Raw genomic sequence first — 22,589 nt, forward strand, 5'->3', positions numbered from 1 at the left:
CAATGTCAATACGCCGCCTCCCCGAGTCCCTCGTTAATCGAATTGCCGCCGGAGAGGTGGTCGAGCGCCCTGCGAGCGCGCTCAAGGAGTTGCTGGAAAACGCGCTGGATGCGCAGGCCCGCTCCGTTGCGATCTCGCTGCAGCAGGGCGGCCGCGGTGGCCTGAGCGTCACCGATGATGGCCATGGCATGAGCCGCGACGATCTGCCCCTCGCGCTGGAGCGCCACGCCACATCCAAGCTGCCGGACGAGGCCATTGAGGCGGTCAGGACGCTCGGTTTTCGGGGTGAGGCGCTGCCCTCCATCGGCAGCGTCTCGCGCCTCAGCATCGCCAGCCGCCAGCGCGATGCGGATGGCTGGCGCGTGGTGTGCGACAATGGCGTGCTGGCCACCGCTGCCCCCTGCGCGATGGCGCCCGGCACGAGGGTGGAGATGAATGGGCTGTTCGAGCGCGTTCCGGCGCGCCGCAAGTTCCTGCGCTCGGCCCGGTCGGAATATGCCGCCTGCCTCGACATCGTCCGGCGCCTCGCCATGGCGCGCAACGATGTCGCCTTCGTGCTGGAGCATGACGGACGCCGGGTGTTCTCGTTGCCGGGCGGGCAGACCCGCGAGGATCGCGTCGCCCAGCTCATCGATCGCGAGCTGGCCGACAATCACGTCATCGTGTCGCTGGAACGGGAGGCGGTGACGATCAGCGGCGTCGCCTCGTTGCCCACCTATCATCGCGGCTCGGCCGATCATCAGTATCTCTTCGTCAACGGCCGCCCGGTGCGCGACCGCCTGCTGGTGGGCGCTGTGCGCGGCGCCTATGCCGATTTCATCGCGCGGGACCGGCATCCGGTGCTGGCCTTGTTCCTGAATGTGCCGATGCCGGACGTGGACGTGAACGTGCACCCTGCCAAGACAGAAGTACGCTTCCGCGATCCCGCCTTCATGCGCGGGATGATCGTCAGCGGCCTGCGCCGGGCGCTCGATGATGCCGGGATGCGCGTCGCCAACCGGCCCGAGGCCAGCGCCGCCGATCTGTGGCAGCGCGAAGAGGCGCCGGCACCCGAGGCTCCCACAACTTGGCGGGCGCCGTCATCCGGCGGTGCTTATAGCGCCGCGCCGCTGTTCGCGGACCGCCAAGCCCGTTTCACCGGTTTCGCACCGTCTGGCCGGGCGGAAGCGCCGGTCGCGCAGCCGCCGGCCGAGCATCGCGAGTTTCCGTTGGGCGTGGCGCGCGGGCAGGTGGCGCGAACCTATATCGTCGCCGAAGCCGAGGATGGGCTGGTGCTGGTCGATCAGCATGCCGCGCACGAACGCCTCGTGCTGGAGCGGATGCGGCGGGCTTTGGCCGACGGCGCGGTCGCGCGGCAGGCGCTGCTGTTGCCGGAAGTGGTCGAGCTGGATGAGCCGGCCTGCGACCGGATCGAGGCGCGCGCCGCCGAGCTGGCCGAACTCGGTTTGGAGGTCGAGCGCTTCGGCCCGGCCGCAATTCTCGTCCGCGCTGCACCGGCCCTACTTGGCGCCAGCGACGTGCCCGGCCTCGTCCGCGATCTCGCCGACGATCTGGCCGCGCTTGGCGATGCCGCCTCGCTCAAGGCCCGGCTCGATCTTGTCGCGGCGACCATGGCCTGCCACGGCTCGGTTCGGGCAGGGCGGGTGCTCTCCGTGGCAGAAATGAACGCGCTGCTCCGCGAGATGGAGGTCACCCCCCATAGCGGGCAATGCAACCATGGCCGGCCGACCTGGATCAAGCTGGCGCATGGCGACATCGAGAAGCTGTTCGGCCGGCATTGAGCCGGCGCGGCTTGTTCGCTCTGCTTATTCGCTCTTGCCGGCCGGGATGAATTCCCGCCGGAACACCGCCGAGCGGATGTTGGTGAAGACGTCGCCCACATATTCATACAGCGCGAAACTGTTGATGTGGATGCGGTCGCCCTTCTTGAGTGGGCCGGAGGTGAAATCGGGTGCATCGACCGTGGCCAGAAACTCCGATTCCAGCTCGGCGACCAGCCGCTTGCCATCGGTAAAGACATTGCGGACCTGAATGATGCGCCGCGTCTGCTCGTTCACCTTCTTGTAGAAGGCGACGATGGCATCGTGCCCGATCAGCTCCGTGCCATTGCCGATGACCAGATGCACATCCGGCGCGTAATTCTTCACCAGTGCGGGCCAGTCCTGCGCATTGAACGAGGCGATATAGGCCCGGAAGCGATCTTCCTGTGTCATGCGCTGCGCCCCTTCTGCGGACTGAACCGGGCCGAGCGGACCCGCGTGAACCGGCCATCCTTGATGTCGTACATGACGAAGTTGACGCTCGAGCGCGTGTCGCCCGCCTTGAGCGCGCCGGTCGGCATGTCCGGCCAGTCGGTGTGCGCCACCAGCGTCGTGCGGAGCACCGCGAGGATATGCGCGCCGGACGGATCGCCCACATAGGTCAGCAGATCCACCTTCTCATGCAGATGCTTGCGCACGCCGCGATAGAAATCGATCACCGCCTGTCGGCCGGTTACCTGCGCGGCCTGGCCGAAGAACTGCACGTCATCGGCATAATAAGCGCTGAACACCGCTTCGTCGGCGCGGTTGAACGCGGCCAGATACGCCTCGAACCAGGGCTGCGACGGCACGGTGCCCTCCTGCGTTGCGGCTCTTGCAAGCGCGCTGGTGCTGCCGATGCCGAGTGCTGCCGCCCCGGCGATGAACGTGCGCCGCGATGGTGCGAGCGCTACCGGCACAGCCTTGTCATCCTTCATGATCCTCTCCTTGCCGCCCCCATGGCCGACGCGCGCAGGGTGCAGCAAGGATGTTGAGAGATCAATACATCTTGTGCAGCATTTGTCGCATCAGGCCTGCGGGCGGCGACGATGGAGCACGACGGAGACAAGGCTGAGCACTTCCTGATCGTCCTGATTGAGCAGGCGCGTGCGCCATTTGAGGATGCCCGTCTCCGGCCGGCTGCGCGATTTCAGCTTCTCGACCAGTTCGCTCGATCCGCGCAGCACGTCGCCCGGGAAGACCGGGCGGCGCCAGCGCAGTTCGTCCAGACCCATCGCACCCAGCGCATTGGCCTGCCAGCCGCCGCTATTCTGCCGCGCCCGCACCATCGCGCCCATCATCATCGCGCAGGTCTGCCAGCCGCTCGCCGCGAGGCGACCGAAATGGGTCTTTGCAGCCGCCTCCTCATCGAGGTGGAAGGGCTGCGGATCATAGCGCTCGGCAAAGGCGATCACTTCATCGCGATCCACTTCGAACGGGCCGAAATGCTCGGTGAGGCCAAGCTCCAGGTCTTCCCAATAATAGTCCATGTCTGTGCCTTCGGTTCAGGGATCGGATGGCCGTTTGCCTAAGCGGGGCGGGCGAGAAGGGCAAGCGGTGCTCACCCGGCTTGAACAGGGCGCGAATATGTAACATAATATGTTGCATGAGTCGCAACAGCAGCAAATTGTCCGGCGTCCTCCACGTCCTGCTCCACATGGCCGAGCAGCAGCGTCCGGTTACATCGGAGATGCTGGCCAGGATCATGCAGACCAACCCGGTGGTGATCCGCCGGGTCATGGCCGGCTTGCGGGACTCCGGTTATGTCCGCTCGGAAAAGGGCCATGGCGGGGGCTGGTCCATCGCCTGCGATCCGGCGGCCGTCACGCTGCTCGATATCTATCGGGCCATCGGGGCACCGCCGCTCTTCGCCATCGGCAATCGCAGCGACAACCCCGGCTGCGCGGTCGAGCGGGCCGTCAACGCCGCGCTCGATGCACCGCTGCGGCAGGCCGAGGCATTGTTGCTCGACTCCTACGCCACCGTCACGCTCGCCAGTCTCAGCGCCGGCTTCCACCGTCTCTTGCCGTCCGATTACGGCGCCCAACACAGGATCGAAAATCCATGACCACGCACGACACCGCACCGGACGAGACGGTGGACCCGGACATGTTCATCAAGGCCTTCGATGATCCGGCAGCCACGGCGCGCTATTGGGACGGCCCGCGCCGCTTCGTGCCGGGGCTGGATGCGCTGCACCGGATGACCGGACTGCTGCTTGACGAGCACGCCCCATCGGATGCGCGGGTGCTCGTGCTCGGCGCGGGCGGCGGCATGGAATTGAAGGCGCTCGCGGAGGTACAACCAGATTGGCGATTCGTGGGCGTGGACCCGGCCGGTGAAATGCTGAAACTGGCTGAACGGCAGCTCGGTCCGCTGATGGAGTGCGTCGAGCTGGTGCACGGGCTGATCGATGATGCGCCGGACGGGCCATTCGATGCGGCGGTCTGCCTCCTGACCCTGCATTTTCTCGATCCCACCGAGCGGACGCGCACCGTGCAGCAAATCCACCGCCGCCTGCGCCCAGGCGCACCCTTCGTCGCTGCCCATAGCAGCTTCCCGCAGGACGCGGAGACCCGCAATGTCTGGCTGGACCGCTATGCCGCTTACCCCAAGGCGATGGGCGCGGACCCGGCCGACACCGCCAAGGCCCGCGCCGCCGTCGCCGCCAGCCTCCACTGCCTCTCGCCTGAAGAAGACGAAGCCATTTTGAGAGCCGGCGGCTTTGCGGACATGGCGCTGTTCTACGCTGCCTTCACATGGCGGGGCTGGATCGGCCACGCGTGAAGGGCCACTTTTAGCAGAGGAGGGGTTGGGGTGGTGCAGCAACGCTACGGACGCGCAATCGCTTTCCGATGCTGACGCATCGCCACCACCCCCGACCCCTCCTAGCAGGAGGAGGGGAGGCTGATGTCAGCGCCCCAAGGAAAGCCGCGCGAACAGCGTACAGCCCCAGGGATTATCCCCATAGACCGCATCCAGCGCTGCCGGCTTGGCGTAGAGATTGACGCTACCGCCAAGCGCGAGGTGGACCGGGCCGTCACCAATCGGGGTGTTCCACGCATAGCCGGCCTGCATTTTGGTGATGCGGAACGGCACGTCGTGGAGCGGATCGTCATGATCGGGGATCAGCTCATCATTGGCGACATTCTCGACCCGGCCGAACAGGCTGTGGCGCGGCGTCAGATCGTAATTGATCTCGCCGAGCCAGGCGGTCAGCGTATCGCCGGGGTCGCGGTTCTTGGCGGAGAAGGCCGCGGTCGCCGAGAGGGCGCCGTCCGCATAATGGACGCTCGCCGTGGTACGATGCTCGTTCTGGTCGCCATGAAGCGTCTCGGGATTTTTGAGAAAGCCATGGCTGACCTGCGCGGCCCAGTTTGGCGTCGGCGTCCAGCTCAGCCGCACCGACCAGCTATCGAGCTTGGACGTCTCGATGCCCCAGCGCTCCTCATCCGGCTCACGCCCCCGGAAGGCCGAGCCTTCGAGCTGCCATTGCGGCAAGGCGACGCCCGCAGTCACCACGCCATAAGTGATATGGGTGGAATCGAACCAGTGGTGCGTGATCGGCGGCTCGGGATTATAATGCGCGCTCGCCCGGTGCATGAAGGCCGATGGCCCCAGCGCCGGCTCGCCGACCGGTCCGCCATAGAGGAAGACGCTCGCGCCGGGCGCGATGTCCACGTCCAGCCGCGCGGCCAGCTCCATGAAGAGATCGTGCGGATGCTGGCGGTCGACCAGCGCCGCGCCGCCCGCCGTCTCGCCCGTGGCAAAGAGATTGGGGTAGCCCCGCGCTGACATGGTCGGTTCAAGGCTGAGCATCGAGCGGAGCGCGAGCCGCGCGCCGCCGAGATCCCGCTCCGCCGCCAGCATCAGCATGGAGGTGGCGTAGACCAGATCGTCGCCGCGCGGCCCCTTGTGGTCGGTGTAATTGAGCTGGACATTGCCGTGCGCCATCAACATCCAGTCGCCGCTCATCGCATGAAGGCCGCTCATCGGGCCTTGCGCCGCCGGGAGCCGCGCCGTGCCGGAGCCATCGACATAAGGTTGGGCGGTGTCGGTGGGGTGGATGTGGTTCGGCGCCGAGGCGGGCGCTTCGGCATTGTGCTGGGCGTGATCCATCCCCGAATGATCCATGCCAGAGTGGTTCATGCCGGCATGATCCATCGCGCCATGATCCATGGTCGAATGGTCCATCGTCTCGCCAGCATTTTCGGCGGACGGCGTCACCGGGCTGGCGCTCTGGTGTCCGGCATGGTCACGCCCGGCCATCGGCGCCTGCGCGAAGAGGGCAACGGGCGAGGCTGCCGCGAGCAGGCTCGCAGCCACGTTCAATCGAAAACTCATGATATAAAAGTCCTGTCTGAGGCTGTGTGGGAAAAGCGTTCAGAGGACCTGTCGGGGAGGGGGCGTGTCGGGCGAACCCAGCCAGTCGGTCAGCCGGGCAGGGTTGGGGGACCAGTTCGCCTTGCCCGGCAGCAAGGACAGTCGATCGACCGGGCGGTAGCTCCGGCTGTCGATCGGCGCGACGCAGCCGATGCAATCATGATGCGCCACCGCCGGCTTGGAGCCATCCGGGATGGACGGAGCATGGCCGCTATGGGCAGCGTGATCGCCATGCGGCGCGGCAGTCTGGGCGCTCGCATGGTGCGCGACGCCCGTCCCCTCGCTCCCCGGCGCACACGCGCTGGCCTGCATGGCCGGCAGAGCCAGCAGCAGCGTCAGCAGCGCGCAGAGTAGTCGGCGGGGCAACGGCATGATGGCGAGGTTATCGCACCGATCTAGCTGTGAAGGAAGTGCATCACGTCGCCGTCCTGCACCACATAGGCTTTGCCTTCGGCGCGCAGCTTGCCGGCCTCGCGCGCCTTCGCCTCGCCGCCAAGCGAGATGAAATCGTCGAAGGCGACGGTTTCGGCGCGGATGAAGCCCTTCTGGAAATCGCTGTGGATTTCGCCCGCTGCTTCCGGCGCGCTGGCGCCGCGATGGACCGTCCAGGCACGCGCTTCCTTGGGGCCGACGGTGAAGAAGGTGATGAGGTGCAGCAGATCGTAGCCGGCGCGGATCACGCGGGCCAGCCCGGCTTCCTCCAGGCCCATGGCCTCCAGAAACTCGGCGCGATCCTCGATCGGCATCGTGACGAGATCGGCTTCGATCGCGGCGGAGACCACCACGGCCTGCGCGCCCTCGGCCTTGGCTTTCTCGAACACGCGGGCGCTGAAGGCATTGCCCTCGGCCGCGCTCTCTTCCTCGACATTGCACACATAGAGCACGGGCTTGGAGGTCAGCAGCTGCGCCTGCTGGAAGATGCGCGCTTCCTCCTCGTCATTGATCTCGACGAGCCGCGCGGGCTTGCCCTCGCGCAGCAGATCGAGCGCACGACCGAGCACGGCGGCGGCAATCTTGGCTTCCTTGTCGCCGCCGGTCGCCTTCTTGGCGAAGGCCGGCACGCGCTTTTCGAGGCTTTCAAGGTCGGAGAGCATCAGCTCGGTCTCGACGGTCTCGGCATCGGCAATGGGATCGACGCGATTGTCGACATGCTGGATGTCGTCATTCTCGAAGCAGCGCAGCACATGCACGATGGCGTCCACTTCGCGGATGTTGCCGAGGAACTGGTTGCCAAGGCCCTCGCCCTTGGAGGCGCCGCGCACCAGGCCCGCGATATCCACAAAGGCCAGCTGGGTCGGAATGATCTTCTGGCTGCCGGCAATGGCCGCGAGCTTGTCGAGCCGCGCATCCGGCACCGACACCTGGCCGACATTCGGCTCGATGGTGCAGAAGGGATAATTGGCAGCCTGCGCGGCCTGCGTCTCGGTCAGCGCATTGAAGAGAGTCGACTTGCCGACATTGGGCAGGCCGACGATCCCGCATTTGAAACCCATGGAAATCTGTCCGTTCGATCTGGAAGCACGTGATGTGGCCCCTTAGCGCCCTGTCGCTGCCATGGCCAGCCGTCTCAACCGTAGCGCCCAACAAGAAACCGCCGCGCCGGGGTGGGCGCGGCGGCGATGCATGGTCGGATCGTGAACCGGTCAGGCGCCGACGGGCTTGCCATCCGTCCGGGTGATGACCACGGTCGAGGAGCGGGGTTGCTCCCCGGCGATCGGCCAGTTGCCGGTCGGGTGCTGGATGTTCACGAAGAAGGTCTTGAGATCCGGCGTATAGGCAAGGCCGGTAATCTCGCAGCCCGTCGGGCCGATGAGGAAGCGTTTGCTCTTCTTGCTCGTCTGGTCGATGTAGAACATCGCATTGTGGCCCACGACCTGCTCGATGGTGACGCCGCTCGCGCCCGATGTGCCCGGCACGCTATGGTCTGTCTGCACCCACAGGCGCCCCTGCGGATCGATGCGGATGCCATCGGGGCTGGAGAAGGTGTCGCCATTGATATTGCCGACCAGATTGGTGCCGCCGGCGGCATAACCGGGGTCGCCGGCCAGCAGGAAAAGCTCCCAGGTGAAGCCGGTCGCCAGCGGAGAATCGCCGCTCTCGCGGAATTTGAGGATGTGGCCGTGGCGGTTGGTGACGCGCGGGTTCGCCGCATCCGTGACCTTGCGGCCACTGTTGTTGGTCAGCGTCACGAAGATCGCCTTGCCATCGGGCGAGACCGTGATCCACTCCGGCCTATCCATCACGGTGCCACCCGCAACCCGCGCGGCCGAGGCGCAATTGATCAGCACGTCGGCCTGGCTGTTGAAGCTCACCGGCGTCGGCGCAGGGGCCGTCGTGAATTGGCTGACATCGCCCGGATCGGACGCATTGGCGACAAGACCGTTCTGGCCCTGCACCAGCGCTTTCCACTCGCCCGAGCCGTCCGCATTGAACTTGGCGACATAGAGTGTGCCATAGTCGAGCAGGTTGCTGTTCGCCGCCCGGTTGGTTGTGCTGTAGGCCTGATCCGGCACGAACTTGTAGATGCAGCCCGGCGTCGAATCGTCGCCCATGTAGAAGGCCACGCGGCGATCGCTGTTGGTGAGGTGAGCGACATTCTCGTGGCTGAACCGGCCCATGGCGGTCCGCTTAGTCGCCGGAGCCAGCTCCTGCAGTGGGTCGATCTCGACCACCCAGCCATAATCCCGCTCGGGGCGCGTGGGGTCGAGATAATTGTCCGTCGTTTCCTCGCAGGTGAGGTAGGTGCCCCACGGCGTGCGGCCGCTCGAACAATTGTTGAGCATGCCCTTGATCGTGCCGGAGAGCAGCCCGGCGGCCGGGCCACCCGCGCGGTAATTGGAGTTGCCGGTATAGCGCTTGTTATATTGCGAGCCGGCCTTCACCGCCCAGTTGCCATCGCTGCCCTTGGCGACTTCCACCACGCCGATGCCCACAGCCGAGAGGGCGAGCGCCTTCTGGTCGGCGGTGGCGGTGGCGGCATCGTAATTGCCGTTCATCAGAATGTTGAAGTCGGGATATTCAAAGTTGATCGCCAGCAGGCCGCCCTTGTTGGGGTCAACGCCGGACAGCTCGAAATATTCCATGCCATCATGATTGCCGCCGGCCCATTTCTCGGCCGTGGCAGGCGTCGGGAAGCTGCCGGCATAGCCGGTCACGCCGGCCTCGATCGCGTCGCCCGCCTTCAGCAGGACCTTCACGTCATAGCCCGCCGGCACGGTCACCTTGTCATCCTGATTGGCGGCGACGGAGGTGAACTCGATGGCGTAGCTGACTGCCGGCGTGGGCGTGGGAGTCGGCGTCGGGCTGGGTGTCGGCGTGGGATTGGGAATGGTCACCATCCCGTCCTTGTCCTCCCCGCAGGCCGAGAGCATCGCGGCGATCGGGAAGATCGACAGGCCGAACAGGCCATTCTTGATGATCGTGCGGCGCGAGGGATTGGCCTCGACAATCGCTTCCAGACTGTTGGGATTGGCCTCGTCAGACATCGCGGTCCGGTAGGGCGCGCGGGCTTGGTCGGTAAGATGTGACATGATTTCCCCTGATTTGGTTCCGCCACGGCTCGCGGAAGGTGCATTCGCCGCTCAGGCGAGGCCTGATCGCAGAGGCGCATGACATGATGATTGCGAGGCGATGGCGAGGGGATGAAGATTGCAAGTCAGTTCTGTGACTTAGGTGAGGTGAGAGATGGGGCTGAAAGGGGTGTCGACAGCTTAGAGGCACAAAACGCCGTCATTCCCGCGCACGCGGGAATCCAGATCGACGCTTACATTCGGGACCAACGCTCCAGCTGGATTCCCGCGTGCGCGGGAATGACGAAGGGTGAGCGGCTTGGATAAAATTCAGGGGCATGCGACGTCCGATTTCAGACACAGCCTAGGAGGGTCTGTACGGCTGATTTGGCGTAGAAAGCGGCCGTTGCAACAAGGGCCAAATCCTCTAGGCTGTAGGCGTGGAAATGGACGAGCTACGCAGCCGCTTAGCGGTCATTCTGGCTGTCGAAGAACGAGAGCCAACAGATTGGCTTGAGGTGGAGCGGCTAGCAAGCGAGCTTCAGCAGGAACTGCCAATCGACGCGACGCCGGAGGCCGTTCACCACTATCTTGATGATGCTGACATTCGATCCCGCGACGGCGCATACGGGGCGCGTCAAAGGCAAGCGGTGCAACGGTATGTCGACTTGGGAGATTATGACGATGGCACCCCCATCCCGTGGTGGGGATGCGGTCTGGTCCTCTTGGCTGGCGCGTGCGTCGTGAAGTGGCTGCTGCTATAGTGAGCGATGTCGGCAATGTTGTCGTGTCCGGAATATCTGCATCGCGACGAAAATGCAGGATAGCCGACACTGCCGGAAGCGCCCAGCTTGTGCCCGCCGCCTAGCACGCGACTCATCTCTTCACCGTGGCGGCGCAGTGGGTTAGGGGTAAGGCGATGCTTGCGATCCGCTCTTCCATGCCGCGCGCCTTGCCGGGGCGCTCTGTCTGGCTCGCTCTCCTGGCGGTGCCGGCCCTCGCCGGGTGCGCCAACAGCACCAAATTTCGGCCGGTCAGCGATACGCCGATGCGCATCGGCCCGCCTTATGTGGTGCGGGGCGTCACTTACACGCCGAGCGATGATCGCACGCTGGATATGCTGGGCGATGCGAGCTGGTATGGCAGTGAATCCGGTAACCAGACCGCCAATGGCGAGCGCTTTGTGAAGCACGGCATTTCCGCCGCTCACAAGACCTTGCCCTTGCCGAGCTACGTGGAAGTGACGGCGCTGGATACAGGGCGGACAATCCTCGTGCGCGTCAATGATCGTGGGCCGTTCGCCCGCAACCGGATCATCGACCTGTCGGAGGGCGCGGCAGAACTGCTGGGGATCAGGCAGCAGGGGACGGTGCAGGTGCGGGTGCGCCGCGTCGATCCGCCCGAGGCCGATCGGGCGCGATTGCGGGCTGGCAAACCGGCGATGGCGCGGCCGGACGTGCCGCAACGAACGCTGGCGCCCTGGCGTGCCCGCCTTGCCGCCTATCGCGCCGCGCAGGTGCAGGATGGTGGGAGCCGGTAACCGCGCGCTCGCTCGCCATCAATCCTGCAAGCGGCGCGCGACCTCGTTCATGAAACGCACGTCGTCACCCGCAGCCAGCCATTCCGCCTCGCGCGACATGGCGCCGAGCAGGTCGGCCAGCGGATCGATCTCGATCTTGGCATAGTTGCCGAGCACATGGCCGGTCACGCGGTCCTTGTCGCCGGGATGGCCGATGCCGATGCGCACGCGGCGAAAGTCCTTGCCCAGATGCGCGTCGGTGGAGCGCAGGCCATTATGGCCGGCGGTGCCGCCGCCGCGCTTCACCTTCATCTTCATCGGCGCAAGATCGAGCTCGTCGTGGAAGACGGTGACGTCCTCGACACCGAGCTTGTAGAAATCACAGGCGGCGCGGATAGCGCGGCCGCTCTGGTTCATGAATGTCTGGGGTTTGAGTAGCAGCAGCTTGTGCGGGCCGATGCGGCCTTCGGAAACGAGCCCCTGAAACTGCTTCTTCCACGGCGAAAAGCCGTAGTCTGCGGCGATGACGTCCAGCGCCATGAAGCCGACATTGTGGCGGTGGAGCGCATATTGCGATCCGGGATTGCCGAGGCCAACCCAGAGTTGCACAGATGCGCTCCCCCCGCGCGGAGAGGCTTACGCCTCGCCGGCCTCTTCGCCGTCCTTCGTCGTGTCGCCTTCGCTCGACTTGAGCGCGGACGGAGCAACGATGGTGGCAATGGTGAAATCGCGATCGGTGATCGCCGGCTCGGCGCCCTTGGGCAGCTTCACCGCGCTGATGTGGATCGAATCGCCCACATCGAAGCCGGTGAGGTCAACCGTGATGCTGTCCGGAATCTCGGCGGCATCCACGATCATTTCCAGCTCGTGACGGACGACGTTGAGCACGCCACCGCGCTTGAGACCGGGAGCGGCCTCTTCGTTCTCGAACACCACGGGCACATTCACATGCACCTGGGCGTGTTCGGAAACACGCAGGAAGTCGGCATGGAGCGGACGATCCGTAACCGGATGGAACGCCACGTCCTTGGGGAGCGTGCGGACCTTCTTGCCGCCCACTTCGACCATGACGACCGAATTGAAGAAATGGCCCGTGCCGAGCAGCTTGTTGAGGATCTTTTCCTCAACGTGAATCGACTGCGGCTCTTCATTATTGCCATAAATGACGGCGGGAACGCGGCCCTCACGGCGGAGAGCGCGGGAGGCTCCCTTGCCTGCCCGATCGCGTGCCTCGGCCGACAGCGTAAGCGTATCGCTCATGTGCGTGTCTCCAGAAGCTTAGTGCTAGAATCTCCGCCACGCCTCCAGGGATGACCATGACGGAAGCCGGGGCGCTTAGCGGCAAATTGCGGGGAAAGCAAGCGAAGCGACCGAGCGCGCGTTCATTGCACCCGATCGATGCGCCATCCGCGCGCGGCAAGGCGGGCCTGCAGGCTGGCATCGCCAACCAGATGCCCGGCGCCGACCGCGACGAAGGCTGTGCCGGGTTGGGCCGTCATGGCCGCATCGAGATGCCGCGCCCAGCGCTCATTGCGCCCATCGATCAGTCTTGCGCGCAGAGCCGGCGCGCGGGCGAACGGGGCGATGAACTCGCGCTCCAGCCGGGCCACGTCGCCGCCCGCCCAGGCGGTAAACAGGCTGCGGTAGAGGGCAGGGGCCTGCGCCGCGTCGGTGAGGGACTGGCTGAGCAGCAGCCGTTGCTCGCTCTCCGGCATCCTGTCGAACAGGCCGAGTTGCTGGTCGATGGTCTCCAGCCCCAGAACCGGCCGGGAGGCCTTGTTGAAGCGCTGCTCCAGCACCGCTTCGCCCGCCTCCGCGGCGGTGAGCGAGAGGCCGGAGGCGGCCGCAGCGTTGAGGAGCAGCGCGGCGGCCCAGCTCTCATAGCTGTCCAGCTGATCGAGCGCCGCGCCGTGGTTCGCCTGCAGCGCCCGATAGCGCTCGGCATCCTCAGGCGAGAGGCGCGCGGCGATGGGCGGCAGGCCGGCGCGCCGCCCCAGCCGCTCGAATACCGCCCGGCTCTTGCGCTCACCTTCAAGCCCGGTGACCTCCAGATACAAGCGGTCGCTTTCGTCGGCCGCCTTGGCGATGGCCGGCGAGAGCCAGGCCTCGCCGCGCGGCACGGCATGGATGGTGCCGAACAGCCAGAGCCGCGCCTCGCCCTTGCTGGCCTGCCACAGCGCCGGGCGCGCCGTGACGGCGGCGGGATCGGGCTGCGTCGGCGCGCCGATCCGCCAGCCCAGCCACAAAAGGGCTGCCAGGGAGGCCAGCGCGAGCAGCAGCAGCGGCGCAAGGCGGCGCTTGTTCAAGGCTGGGTGCGGCGCACTCATCGATCAGCCCTTATGCTGCCCCGTCCATCACCGGGGCCATTTCACCCGCTTGGCGGACAGACCGTGCTTTTCCAGCATCGCCTGCACGCTCTTGTCTCCCGACAGATGACCCGCGCCCACCGCCATGAAGACCGTGCCGGGCTGCTTCATCCGCGCGGCGATCCATTCGGCCCAGCGGGCATTGCGGTCGGTCAGCAGGATGCGCTCGATTTCTTCGCTGCTCTCGGTCGTCTCGTTCATCAGCGCCGCGAGCCGTTCTTCGTCGCCAGCGCTCCACGCGGCGACCATGCCGTCGATGGTTTCGGCCAGGGTCGGCAGCTCCGCCAGCGTCTCCTTGAGCAGGGTCAGCTGCACGCCCTCGGGCATCTGGTCGAAAAAGCCGATCTGCTCGCTGGACGTTTCCAGCCCGACCAGCGACTTGCCCGCGCTGACCGCCGCGGCCTTCACCGCCTTGTCGACGCCGCTATCGGGCGAATAGCCGAGTGCATCCAGCGGCAGCACGGTCAGGGTCGTGGCCGCGAACCAGGGCTTCACATGGTCGAACAGCAGGGTCGAGACGCCATATTTTTCCAGCGCGGCGAAATAGGCGGTGCGGGTCGCCTCATCGAGCTTGTTGGAGAGCGGCAGGCCCGGGGCCACCGCCCGCTGCATGATTGCCTCCCGCGTGGCGCCCTGATCCTGATCGATGACCTCCAGCACGACGGTATCCGCCTTGTCGAACGCCTTGCGCACCGGCCCCTCGAACCAGCTGATGCCGGGCTTGAGCAGATGGATGGTGCCGAAGAGGTAGATCGTCGTGTCCCTGTCCCGCACCACCCAAAGGGCCGGGCGCGCCTGAACGGTGGGCGCCTCCGCAGCGGCGGCCGGTGTGGCCGGCGCCTTGGGTTGCTGGGCGAGCGCGGGGCCGGTGAGGGCCGGGGGCAGCAGCAGCGCCCAACCGAGGATCAATGTTTTCCAGTTCATGCACGCGCTCCTCAAATCACCGCCTGCATTGGGCAAGTTGGCGCGCGGACGCAACCCCGCCCGGCCCGGCGCCACCGCGCGGCTTGACCGCGTTAGCCCCATGGGCCAAAGCGCGCGCGTTCAGACGGGCGGCGCACAGCCGCTCAAGCTTAGACGTGAAACGGTTGAACCATGCAGGATAAGGCCTCCAAACCGCTGAGCTTTCAGCAACTCATCCTGACGCTGCATGACTATTGGGCAGCGCAGGGGTGCGTGATCCTCCAGCCTTTCGACATGCGGGTCGGGGCGGGCACCTTCCACCCTGCGACAACGCTGCGCAGCCTTGGGCCGAACCCGTGGAACTGCGCCTATGTGCAGCCCTCGCGCCGGCCGACGGACGGCCGTTATGGCGAGAACCCCAACCGGCTGCAGCATTATTACCAATATCAGGTGATTATGAAGCCGAGCCCGCCGGATCTGCAGGATCTGTATCTCGGCTCGCTCAAGGCGATCGGTATCGATCCGCTGCTGCACGACATCCGCTTCGTCGAGGATGACTGGGAGAGCCCGACGCTCGGCGCCTGGGGCCTGGGCTGGGAAGTCTGGTGCGATGGCATGGAGGTGACGCAGTTCACCTATTTCCAGCAGATGGGCGGCTTCGACTGCAAGCCGGTGGCGGGCGAGCTGACCTACGGGCTTGAGCGCCTCGCCATGTATATCCAGGGCGTCGACAGCGTGTACGACCTTGTGTTCAACGAGGCGGTGGGGGATCGGCCCGCCGTTACTTATGGCGACGTGTTCCTCGAAAATGAGCGCCAGCTCTCCAAGTGGAACTTCGAGGTGGCGGATACGGACAAGCTGTTCCGCTGGTTCAAGGATTGCGAGGAAGAGTGCAAGGCGAGTATCGCGGCCGGCGTTCCCCTCGCGGCCTATGAGCAGGCCATCGAGGCGAGCCATGTCTTCAATCTGCTGCAGGCGCGCGGCGTGATCAGCGTGCAGGAGCGCGCCAGCTACATGGGCCGCGTGCGCGATCTCGCGAAGGGGAGTTGCGAGGCCTGGATGACGCATAATGGGTGGGTGGAATGATGAGCGCTGACTTCCTTCTCGAGCTGCGGTGCGAGGAAATCCCGGCGCGCATGCAGGCCAAGGCCAGCGAGGATTTCGCCCGGCTGTTCAGCGACGCACTGGCACAGGCTGGTCTCAAGCCCGAGGGCCTGACCGTCCATGTGACGCCCCGCCGCCTCGCCCTCATCGCCCGCGCTCTGCCGCTTTCGACGCAGGCCGTTAGCGAGGAATTCAAAGGCCCGCGCACCTCGGCGCCGCCGCAGGCGCTGGAGGGCTTCCTGCGCAAGACCGGCCTGACGCAGGACCAGCTTGAGGATCGCGATGGTGTGTGGTTCGCCACGGTCGAGAAGCCTGGCCGCGCGACGGCCGATGTGCTGGCCGAGGCGATCCCGCAGTTGGTGCGCGCCTTCCCCTGGCCCAAGTCGATGCGCTGGGGCGATGCCAGCCTCTCCACCGAGAGCCTGCGCTGGGTGCGTCCGCTGCAGGGCATTATCGCGCTGCTCGGCAATGATGTGGTGTCCTTCGCGATCGAGGGGATTGCGACCGGGCGGACGACGCGCGGCCACCGCTTCCATTCGAGCGGCGAGATCACCATCGAGAGTGCCGCAACCTATGCGGATCAACTGCGCGCCGCCTATGTCATCGTCGATCAGGAGGAGCGCAAGGCGATCATCGACCGGCGCGCCAACGAACTGGCGACGCAGGCCGGTCTGGAGCTGATCCCCGATGCCGGCCTCGTCGCCGAGAATGCCGGACTGACCGAATGGCCGGTGCCGCTGCTCGGCCGCTTCGACGCCGCGTTTCTGGAGGTGCCGCCCGAGGTCATCCAGCTCACGCTGCGCATCAACCAGAAATATTTCGTGCTGCGGGATAGTGCTGGCAAGCTCGCCAATGCCTTCATCTGCACGGCGAATATCGAGGCGATTGATGGCGGCACGGCGATTGTCGAAGGCAATGGCAAGGTGCTCGCCGCGCGCCTCTCCGATGCCCGCTTCTTTTGGGAGCAGGACAAGAAGACGAAGCTTGAGGATCACGCGAAGAAGCTGTCGCGCATCACCTTCCACGAGAAGCTGGGCACCGTTGCCGACAAGGTGGAGCGGGTCGCGAAGCTCGCCCGCTGGCTGGTGGAAGAAGGCATTGTCCGCGCCGATAACCAACCCGGTGTTCCTGCGAAGGCAGGAACCCAGGGCGATGTCGCCCAGGCTGGCCCTGGGCTCCTGCCTTCGCAGGAGCACAGCAAAGCGCAACTGGCCGACCTTGCCGAACAGGCCGCCCGCCTGTGCAAGGCCGATCTCGTCACCGAAATGGTCGGCGAGTTCCCCGAACTGCAGGGTCTGATGGGCGGCTATTATGCCCGCGCCGAAGGTCTGCCGGATGCGGTCGCCGATGCCATCCGCGATCATTACAAGCCGGTCGGGCAGGGGGATGAGGTTCCGACTGCGCCGGTGACGGTGGCGGTATCGCTGGCGGATAAGCTGGATACGTTGGTTTGTTTTTTTGCAATCGACGAGAAGCCTACGGGTTCAAAAGATCCATTCGCCTTGCGCCGCGCTGCGCTGGGCAGCATCCGTTTGGTTCTAGGGAACCAAATTCGGGGCTCACTTACAATCGCACTTCTGAGCGCTTCCTATAATTGGTATCTCCAAGCCAGAAGTTCAGAACGACGTAGCGCTTTCGCAGAAGCGTATTTTGGATTGGAATCTGCTCTCGGAAAGCCCGCGACATTTCAGCAGGTTGTTGCTTTTGCAGAGGCACGGCTTGGCGTTGATGATCGGCAAGCGGCTCCGGGACATCGCGCTACCAGAGAGCTTCTTGAGTTTACCGCCGACCGCCTCAAGGTCCAGCAGCGCGAAGCGGGCGTGCGCCACGACCTTATCGACGCCGTGTTCGCGCTCGGTGGCGAGGACGATATCGTTCGCTTGCTCGCCCGCGTCCATGCGCTCCAATCCTTCGTCAGCACCGAGGACGGCAAGAACCTCCTCGCCGGCTACAAGCGCGCAGCCAATATCCTCAAGAAGGAACAGCCCGAGGGCGGCAAGCCGCAGAGCCAGCTTGGCGAGGAAGACCCCGGCGAAGCGCTGACCGATCCGGAAATGGCCGATGCCATGCGCGCCCACGAGGCGCAGTTTGCGGCTGAGCCGGGTTACGCGCTGGAGCCGGCCGAGGCTGTGCTGGTCAATGCGCTGGACGAGGCGGAGCCGCGCGCCCAGGCCGCGATCGAGGCGGAGGATTTTGAGAGCGCCATGGCCGCGCTGGCCACACTTCGCGCGCCGATCGATGCGTTCTTCGAGACGGTGACGGTGAACGATGCCGATCCGGTCAAGCGCCAATCACGGTTAAGTCTGTTGACCCGTATTCGCGCTGCGGTGCACAAAGTTGCCGACTTCTCGAAAATCGAAGGTTAGGTTCGCGAGCAATAATCGCGCGTCGGCGGCGAGACCATAACGGCTGCTTGCGCGCGCATTCCAATGCAGGTGGAGTGTCTGAATGACGAAATATGTGTACCGTTTCGGTGGTGGCGTCGATGATGGCGGCAAGGGCGACAAGAACCTGCTTGGCGGCAAGGGCGCCAATCTGGATGGCATGGCCGCCATCGGCCTGCCGGTGCCGCCGGGCTTCACCATCACCACCGCGATGTGCACGCGCTATTATGAGGATGGCGAGACCTATCCCGAGAGCCTGAATGCGGAAGTCGCGGGCGGCATCGCGCATATCGAGGGCGTGACCGGCAAGCGCTTTGGCGACAAGGCCGATCCGCTGCTCGTCTCCGTCCGCTCCGGTGCCCGCGTCTCGATGCCGGGCATGATGGACACCGTGCTCAACCTCGGCCTCAACGATGAAACTGTGGAAGGTCTCGCCACCGTATCCGGCGACGCGCGCTTCGCGTGGGATAGCTATCGCCGCTTCATCCAGATGTATTCGGATGTGGTGCTCGGCCTCGATCACGGAAAGTTCGAGGAAGCGCTGGAGATCGCCAAGGAGGACAAGGGCGCCTTCCTGGATACCGAGTTGAGCGCCGAGGACTGGCAGGCGCTGGTCGCTGAATATAAGGCGCTGGTGCAGCAGCTCTGGGGCAAGCCGTTCCCGCAGGATGTGCATGAGCAGCTCTGGGGTGCCGTCGGCGCCGTGTTCGGCAGCTGGCAGGCGGATCGCGCCAAGGTCTATCGCCGCCTCAACAATATTCCGGGCGACTGGGGCACGGCGGTCAACGTGCAGGCCATGGTGTTCGGCAATATGGGCGAAACGTCCGCCACCGGTGTCGCCTTCACGCGCGATCCCGCGACCGGCGAGAACGCTTATTATGGCGAATATCTCATCAATGCGCAGGGTGAGGATGTCGTCGCCGGCATCCGTACGCCGCAATATCTGACCAAAGCCGCGCGCGAGCGGGCCGGGGCCAAGCCGCTCAGCATGGAGGAGTCCATGCCGGAGACCTATGCCGAGCTGGCCAAGGTCTTCCAGATTCTCGAGACGCATTATCGCGACATGCAGGACATCGAGTTCACCGTGCAGCAGGGCAAGCTGTGGATGCTGCAGACCCGCTCGGGCAAGCGCACCGCCAAGGCCGCGCTCAAGATCGCGGTCGACATGGCCCATGAAGGCCTGATCAGCAATGAGGAAGCCGTGGCGCGCGTCGATGCCGCCGCGCTCGACCAGCTGCTGCACCCGACGCTCGATCCGCAGGCGCCGCGCGATGTGCTGACCAAGGGGCTGCCGGCCTCGCCGGGCGCGGCATCCGGCCAGGTGGTGTTCGATGCCGAGACCGCCGAGCGGCTCAACGAGCTGGGCGAGGCGGTCATCCTCGTGCGCATCGAGACCAGCCCCGAGGATATTCACGGGATGCATGCCGCCAAGGGCATCCTCACCGCGCGCGGTGGCATGACCAGCCACGCCGCCGTGGTGGCGCGCGGCATGGGGCGCCCCTGCGTCTCCGGCGCGGGCAGCATCTCCATCGATACCGCCGGCAAGCTGATGCGGATCGGTGACCGTCTGCTCAAGGAGCGGGAGATCATCACCATCGACGGCGCGACAGGCGAAGTGATGGCCGGCGAAGTGCCGACCGTGCAGCCCGAACTGGCCGGCGATTTCGGTACGCTGATGGAATGGGCCGATCAGGTCCGCCGCCTCAAGGTCCGCGCCAATGCCGAGACGCCGCTGGATTGCCGCACCGCGCGCGAGTTCGGCGCCGAGGGCGTGGGCCTGTGCCGCACCGAGCATATGTTCTTCGATGCCGCGCGGATCACCGCCGTGCGCCAGATGATCCTCGCCGAGACCGAGGCGGGCCGTCGGGAGGCGCTGGCCAAGCTGCTGCCCGAGCAACGCGCCGACTTCACCGAGATCTTCACCGAGATGGCCGGCCTGCCGGTCACGATTCGCCTGCTCGATCCGCCGCTGCACGAGTTCCTGCCGCATGAGGATGTCGATTTCGCCGACGTGGCCGAGGCTGCCGGGGTGAGTGTCGATCTGCTCAAGCGTCGCGCGGCCGAACTGCACGAGTTCAACCCGATGCTCGGCCATCGCGGCTGTCGTCTGGGCGTCACCTATCCCGAGATCTACGAGATGCAGGCCCGCGCCATCTTCGAGGCGGCGCTGGATGTCGCCAAGGCCAGCGGCGATGCGCCGATCCCCGAGGTCATGATTCCCCTCGTCGCCACCAAGCGCGAGCTGGAGCTGATGAAGGACATCGTCGACAAGACCGCCAAGGCCGTGTTCGCCGAGCGCGGTACCTCGGTCGAATATCTCGTCGGCACCATGATTGAGCTGCCGCGCGCCGCGCTCAAGGCCGGCGAGATTGCCGAGGCCGGCGAGTTCTTCTCCTTCGGCACCAACGATCTGACGCAGACGACCATCGGCATCAGCCGGGACGACGCCGGGCGGTTCCTCACCCAATATGTCGACAAGGGCATCTTCGCGCGCGATCCGTTCGTGAGCCTCGATGTCGAGGGCGTGGGTGAGCTGATCGAGATCGCCGTGGAGCGGGGCAGGGCGACGCGCCCGGCCATCAAGCTCGGCATTTGCGGCGAACATGGTGGCGATCCGGCCTCCATCGCCTTCTGCGAGAAGGCCGGTCTCGATTATGTCAGCGCCTCGCCCTACCGGGTGCCGATTGCCCGTCTGGCGGCCGCACAGGCGGCGCTCGCCGCGCGCGGTTGAAAGGACAAAAAGAATGCAAAAAAGGGGGTTGCCACGGACGGCGCCCCCGACTATCTGCGCCTCTCCCACGGCGGCCAACCGGCACCGTGAGATTGGCAAGCGCCCGTAGCTCAGCTGGATAGAGCATCAGACTACGAATCTGAGGGTCGGACGTTCGAATCGTTCCGGGCGCGCCATTTCTCCCCATCGCAAGCGTGATGACCCGCACGGCCCGGCGCCGACGGATGGGGTTAGAGGGCGGTCCAGACCACATAGCCGCCGACGCCGATCACCAACATCGCAAAGCCGCGTTCGAGCAGCTTCTTGTGCGCAGCAAGCGCCGTCCCCGCGCGCATCCCCAGCACCGAGCCCGCAGCACCGCCGGCGATCAGCAGCGCCGTCAGCGGCCAGTCGACATAGCCGGACAGCGCATAGGATGTCGCAGTGGTTAGTCCCAATGCCGTCACCACCACCAGCGAGGTGCCGACGGCCGTGGCGAAGGGCATGGCCGTCGCCGCGATGAGCGCCGGGACGATCAGAAACCCGCCACCAATCCCGAAGAACCCCGCCGCCAGACCCACGCCGGCGCCCATGGGGATCAGCCGCGGCAGCAGCCGCCCGGCGGATTGGCGGGTGAGACGCACGTCGGGATCGTCGGCGCCCTTGCGCCTGCGCAGCATCGCGATACCGACGCCGATCATCAACAGGCCGAACAGCGCGAGCAGCCGCCGGCCGTCCACCGCCTTCCCGATCTCTGCCCCTAGCGCTGCCGCCACGACGCCCGACGCCGCGAACACCAGCGCGCAGGGCCATTTGACCCGCCCCGCCCGCGCATGACCCGCAAGCCCCGTCGCCGCATTGGCCGCAACCGCTACGGCGGCCGTCGCAATCGCGGCATGCGTCGATCCTACCCCGACAACATAGACGAGCAGCGGCACGGCGAGGATCGACCCGCCGCCGCCCACCAGCCCGAGCACGATGCCGATGAGGCCGCCCGAGAGCAGCGCGAGGAGGATCTGCGCGGTCGTCATGGCGTCAGGCCGCCTTGCGACGGTTCCAGGGCATGCGCTGGAGCAGCGTCGCCATGCCGCACCAGCCGGTCGCCCCCGCGAACATCAGGCCCGCGCCGACAAAGGCGGAAAGGCCGAAGAATCCCGGCGCGACGAGGAAGCCGAGCAATACGCCGATGAGCACCAGCCCGCCGGCGGTCAGTTGCACCTGCCGCATGATCTCGAGCGGCTGCCCGCTGTCGATGTGCACATCCAGCCCGGCCTTGCGCCAGGCGTCGATGCCGCCCTCCAGAATGAAGCAGGGGGCATCGCTGGCTGCGGCCAGACGGTCGGCATTGGCCTGTGTCCGCATGCCCGAGCGGCAGTGAAACACGATGGCATTGTTGCCGGCGTCGACCGTGTCGATGCGCTCCAGCGGCACGTTGACGGCCCCCGGAATGCGCTCGCGGGCATGTTCGTCCGCCGCGCGGATATCGATGAGCTTGGCGCCACCCTCAATGAGGCGCTTGGCGTCGGCGGGGGAGAGTGTCTGGATCGTCATGGGGTCATTCCCCTGTGCAATAGAGTTGATAGAGCGTGGCAAGCAGGGTCTCGATCCGGGGATCGGCAATCCTGTACCAGATGGTCTGGCTCTCGCGGCGGGAGGTCACGAGGCCTTCCTCGCGGAGCCGGGCGAGATGTTGCGAGAGGGCCGATTGAGAGAGGCCGACATCGTCCGCCAGATCGCCCACCATGCGCTCGCCATGTTCGACGAGCTTGCACAGCAGCATCAGGCGGCGCCCGTTGCTCAATTCCTTCAGCACCTGCGCAACCTCTCCGGCGCGCGCCTCGAACGTGTCGAGATCCATGGCAGCTTCTAACATCAGTATCCTCTAAATTAGATATTGCTAATGTATAAGGCG

At 65.7% G+C, this 22,589-nt stretch carries 22 protein-coding genes and 1 tRNA gene; 9 read left to right on the forward strand and 14 right to left on the reverse strand.

The genetic code is table 11. The annotated features are described in order from the left end of the window. Positions 1-2: 2 nt before the first annotated feature. Complete coding sequence (mutL, locus tag M2331_RS06920) at positions 3-1,781, forward strand: DNA mismatch repair endonuclease MutL (protein WP_181559594.1); 1,779 nt, start codon at positions 3-5, stop codon at positions 1,779-1,781. A 24-nt stretch (positions 1,782-1,805) separates the two neighbouring features. On the opposite strand, the gene M2331_RS06925 is transcribed toward mutL, so the two are convergent. The 3 genes from M2331_RS06925 to M2331_RS06935 form a co-directional block, all read right to left on the reverse strand. Continuing rightward, entirely contained in the window at positions 1,806-2,213 is a 408-nt protein-coding gene (locus M2331_RS06925; protein ID WP_181559595.1) for a nuclear transport factor 2 family protein, read from the reverse strand. Beyond that, the gene (locus M2331_RS06930) at positions 2,210-2,737 is read right to left on the reverse strand and encodes a nuclear transport factor 2 family protein (RefSeq protein ID WP_181559596.1); all 528 of its coding nucleotides are present in this window, start codon (positions 2,735-2,737) and stop codon (positions 2,210-2,212) included. The genes M2331_RS06925 and M2331_RS06930 overlap by 4 nt, the downstream gene beginning before the upstream one ends. Before the next feature lie 90 nt (positions 2,738-2,827). Beyond that, positions 2,828-3,289 (reverse strand): MaoC family dehydratase, encoded by a 462-nt coding sequence (locus M2331_RS06935; protein WP_181559597.1) that lies wholly within the window; start codon positions 3,287-3,289, stop codon positions 2,828-2,830. A 116-nt stretch (positions 3,290-3,405) separates the two neighbouring features. On the opposite strand from M2331_RS06935, the gene M2331_RS06940 reads away from it, so the two are divergent. Both M2331_RS06940 and M2331_RS06945 read left to right on the forward strand, forming a co-directional pair. Next, positions 3,406-3,867: an Rrf2 family transcriptional regulator gene (locus M2331_RS06940; protein WP_181559598.1), complete on the forward strand. Its 462-nt coding sequence runs from the start codon at positions 3,406-3,408 to the stop codon at positions 3,865-3,867. Then, entirely contained in the window at positions 3,864-4,586 is a 723-nt protein-coding gene (locus tag M2331_RS06945; protein WP_264592320.1) for a class I SAM-dependent methyltransferase, read from the forward strand. The genes M2331_RS06940 and M2331_RS06945 overlap by 4 nt, the downstream gene beginning before the upstream one ends. 126 nt (positions 4,587-4,712) lie before the next feature. Here the strand turns inward: M2331_RS06945 and M2331_RS06950 are convergent, their stop codons facing one another. The 4 genes from M2331_RS06950 to M2331_RS06965 all read right to left on the reverse strand — a co-directional run bounded on the left by M2331_RS06950 (position 4,713) and on the right by M2331_RS06965 (position 9,712). Beyond that, positions 4,713-6,143, reverse strand: a complete 1,431-nt coding sequence (locus M2331_RS06950) for a hypothetical protein (RefSeq protein ID WP_220128529.1) — start codon at positions 6,141-6,143, stop codon at positions 4,713-4,715. A gap of 39 nt (positions 6,144-6,182) precedes the next feature. Next, on the reverse strand, positions 6,183-6,554 hold the full coding sequence (locus tag M2331_RS06955) for a hypothetical protein (RefSeq protein ID WP_181559599.1): 372 nt from the start codon (positions 6,552-6,554) through the stop codon (positions 6,183-6,185). A gap of 23 nt (positions 6,555-6,577) precedes the next feature. Next, positions 6,578-7,675 (reverse strand): redox-regulated ATPase YchF, encoded by a 1,098-nt coding sequence (gene ychF / locus M2331_RS06960; protein ID WP_181559600.1) that lies wholly within the window; start codon positions 7,673-7,675, stop codon positions 6,578-6,580. 150 nt (positions 7,676-7,825) lie between these two features. Next, positions 7,826-9,712, reverse strand: a complete 1,887-nt coding sequence (locus tag M2331_RS06965; protein WP_181559601.1) for a PhoX family protein — start codon at positions 9,710-9,712, stop codon at positions 7,826-7,828. A 425-nt stretch (positions 9,713-10,137) separates the two neighbouring features. Here M2331_RS06965 and M2331_RS06970 point away from each other — a divergent pair, with 425 nt between their 5' ends. Together M2331_RS06970 and M2331_RS06975 are read left to right on the forward strand one after the other, a co-directional pair. Further along, entirely contained in the window at positions 10,138-10,455 is a 318-nt protein-coding gene (locus tag M2331_RS06970) for a hypothetical protein (RefSeq protein ID WP_184117305.1), read from the forward strand. A 155-nt stretch (positions 10,456-10,610) separates the two neighbouring features. Then, entirely contained in the window at positions 10,611-11,231 is a 621-nt protein-coding gene (locus M2331_RS06975; RefSeq protein ID WP_413716069.1) for a septal ring lytic transglycosylase RlpA family protein, read from the forward strand. A gap of 18 nt (positions 11,232-11,249) precedes the next feature. Here M2331_RS06975 and pth read toward each other — a convergent pair whose 3' ends face one another. From pth to M2331_RS06995, 4 genes are all read right to left on the reverse strand, one after another. Continuing rightward, entirely contained in the window at positions 11,250-11,819 is a 570-nt protein-coding gene (gene pth, locus M2331_RS06980) for an aminoacyl-tRNA hydrolase (protein WP_181559603.1), read from the reverse strand. Positions 11,820-11,846: 27 nt separating this feature from the next. Beyond that, positions 11,847-12,470, reverse strand: coding sequence for a 50S ribosomal protein L25/general stress protein Ctc (locus M2331_RS06985; RefSeq protein ID WP_181559604.1), 624 nt, complete (start codon positions 12,468-12,470; stop codon positions 11,847-11,849). A 122-nt stretch (positions 12,471-12,592) separates the two neighbouring features. Beyond that, a complete protein-coding gene (locus M2331_RS06990; RefSeq protein ID WP_181559605.1) occupies positions 12,593-13,537 on the reverse strand; it encodes a TraB/GumN family protein in 945 nt (314 codons plus the stop codon). 27 nt (positions 13,538-13,564) lie between these two features. Continuing rightward, positions 13,565-14,500, reverse strand: a complete 936-nt coding sequence (locus M2331_RS06995; RefSeq protein WP_181559606.1) for a TraB/GumN family protein — start codon at positions 14,498-14,500, stop codon at positions 13,565-13,567. Between the two features lie 171 nt (positions 14,501-14,671). Between M2331_RS06995 and M2331_RS07000 the strand changes: the two genes are divergently transcribed. The 4 genes from M2331_RS07000 (at position 14,672) to M2331_RS07015 (ending at position 20,874) form a co-directional block, all read left to right on the forward strand. Further along, positions 14,672-15,565 carry a glycine--tRNA ligase subunit alpha gene (locus M2331_RS07000; RefSeq protein WP_181559607.1) on the forward strand — a complete coding sequence of 298 codons (894 nt, stop codon included), beginning with the start codon at positions 14,672-14,674 and terminating at the stop codon, positions 15,563-15,565. Beyond that, entirely contained in the window at positions 15,562-17,949 is a 2,388-nt protein-coding gene (gene glyS / locus M2331_RS07005) for a glycine--tRNA ligase subunit beta (RefSeq protein WP_181559608.1), read from the forward strand. Before M2331_RS07000 ends, glyS begins: the two co-directional genes overlap by 4 nt. 82 nt (positions 17,950-18,031) lie before the next feature. Then, positions 18,032-20,698 (forward strand): pyruvate, phosphate dikinase, encoded by a 2,667-nt coding sequence (gene ppdK, locus M2331_RS07010; protein ID WP_181559609.1) that lies wholly within the window; start codon positions 18,032-18,034, stop codon positions 20,696-20,698. A gap of 99 nt (positions 20,699-20,797) precedes the next feature. Next, a tRNA-Arg gene (locus M2331_RS07015) sits at positions 20,798-20,874 on the forward strand. A gap of 54 nt (positions 20,875-20,928) precedes the next feature. Here M2331_RS07015 and M2331_RS07020 read toward each other — a convergent pair. Genes M2331_RS07020 through M2331_RS07030 form a run of 3 tightly spaced genes read right to left on the reverse strand, consistent with a single transcriptional unit; the run spans position 20,929 to position 22,550 of the window. Beyond that, positions 20,929-21,708, reverse strand: a complete 780-nt coding sequence (locus tag M2331_RS07020; protein ID WP_181559610.1) for a sulfite exporter TauE/SafE family protein — start codon at positions 21,706-21,708, stop codon at positions 20,929-20,931. Between the two features lie 4 nt (positions 21,709-21,712). After that, positions 21,713-22,228, reverse strand: a complete 516-nt coding sequence (locus tag M2331_RS07025; protein WP_181559611.1) for a rhodanese family protein — start codon at positions 22,226-22,228, stop codon at positions 21,713-21,715. Between the two features lie 4 nt (positions 22,229-22,232). After that, positions 22,233-22,550, reverse strand: a complete 318-nt coding sequence (locus tag M2331_RS07030; protein WP_181559612.1) for an ArsR/SmtB family transcription factor — start codon at positions 22,548-22,550, stop codon at positions 22,233-22,235. Positions 22,551-22,589: the final 39 nt, after the last annotated feature.

Origin of the sequence: Sphingobium sp. B10D7B (assembly GCF_025961955.1) — a bacterium.
Lineage (GTDB): Bacteria > Pseudomonadota > Alphaproteobacteria > Sphingomonadales > Sphingomonadaceae > Sphingobium.

What these genes read in the sequence shown, in the direction of transcription:
- mutL (WP_181559594.1), top strand. Translation starts at nt 3, where the DNA reads ATGTCAATACGCCGCCTCCCCGAGTCCCTCGTTAATCGAATTGCCGCC.
- M2331_RS06925 (WP_181559595.1), bottom strand. Translation starts at nt 2,213, where the DNA reads ATGACACAGGAAGATCGCTTCCGGGCCTATATCGCCTCGTTCAATGCG.
- M2331_RS06930 (WP_181559596.1), bottom strand. Translation starts at nt 2,737, where the DNA reads ATGAAGGATGACAAGGCTGTGCCGGTAGCGCTCGCACCATCGCGGCGC.
- M2331_RS06935 (WP_181559597.1), bottom strand. Translation starts at nt 3,289, where the DNA reads ATGGACTATTATTGGGAAGACCTGGAGCTTGGCCTCACCGAGCATTTC.
- M2331_RS06940 (WP_181559598.1), top strand. Translation starts at nt 3,406, where the DNA reads ATGAGTCGCAACAGCAGCAAATTGTCCGGCGTCCTCCACGTCCTGCTC.
- M2331_RS06945 (WP_264592320.1), top strand. Translation starts at nt 3,864, where the DNA reads ATGACCACGCACGACACCGCACCGGACGAGACGGTGGACCCGGACATG.
- M2331_RS06950 (WP_220128529.1), bottom strand. Translation starts at nt 6,143, where the DNA reads ATGAGTTTTCGATTGAACGTGGCTGCGAGCCTGCTCGCGGCAGCCTCG.
- M2331_RS06955 (WP_181559599.1), bottom strand. Translation starts at nt 6,554, where the DNA reads ATGCCGTTGCCCCGCCGACTACTCTGCGCGCTGCTGACGCTGCTGCTG.
- ychF (WP_181559600.1), bottom strand. Translation starts at nt 7,675, where the DNA reads ATGGGTTTCAAATGCGGGATCGTCGGCCTGCCCAATGTCGGCAAGTCG.
- M2331_RS06965 (WP_181559601.1), bottom strand. Translation starts at nt 9,712, where the DNA reads ATGTCACATCTTACCGACCAAGCCCGCGCGCCCTACCGGACCGCGATG.
- M2331_RS06970 (WP_184117305.1), top strand. Translation starts at nt 10,138, where the DNA reads ATGGACGAGCTACGCAGCCGCTTAGCGGTCATTCTGGCTGTCGAAGAA.
- M2331_RS06975 (WP_413716069.1), top strand. Translation starts at nt 10,611, where the DNA reads ATGCTTGCGATCCGCTCTTCCATGCCGCGCGCCTTGCCGGGGCGCTCT.
- M2331_RS06985 (WP_181559604.1), bottom strand. Translation starts at nt 12,470, where the DNA reads ATGAGCGATACGCTTACGCTGTCGGCCGAGGCACGCGATCGGGCAGGC.
- M2331_RS06990 (WP_181559605.1), bottom strand. Translation starts at nt 13,537, where the DNA reads ATGAGTGCGCCGCACCCAGCCTTGAACAAGCGCCGCCTTGCGCCGCTG.
- M2331_RS06995 (WP_181559606.1), bottom strand. Translation starts at nt 14,500, where the DNA reads ATGAACTGGAAAACATTGATCCTCGGTTGGGCGCTGCTGCTGCCCCCG.
- M2331_RS07000 (WP_181559607.1), top strand. Translation starts at nt 14,672, where the DNA reads ATGCAGGATAAGGCCTCCAAACCGCTGAGCTTTCAGCAACTCATCCTG.
- glyS (WP_181559608.1), top strand. Translation starts at nt 15,562, where the DNA reads ATGATGAGCGCTGACTTCCTTCTCGAGCTGCGGTGCGAGGAAATCCCG.
- ppdK (WP_181559609.1), top strand. Translation starts at nt 18,032, where the DNA reads ATGACGAAATATGTGTACCGTTTCGGTGGTGGCGTCGATGATGGCGGC.
- M2331_RS07020 (WP_181559610.1), bottom strand. Translation starts at nt 21,708, where the DNA reads ATGACGACCGCGCAGATCCTCCTCGCGCTGCTCTCGGGCGGCCTCATC.
- M2331_RS07025 (WP_181559611.1), bottom strand. Translation starts at nt 22,228, where the DNA reads ATGACGATCCAGACACTCTCCCCCGCCGACGCCAAGCGCCTCATTGAG.
- M2331_RS07030 (WP_181559612.1), bottom strand. Translation starts at nt 22,550, where the DNA reads ATGTTAGAAGCTGCCATGGATCTCGACACGTTCGAGGCGCGCGCCGGA.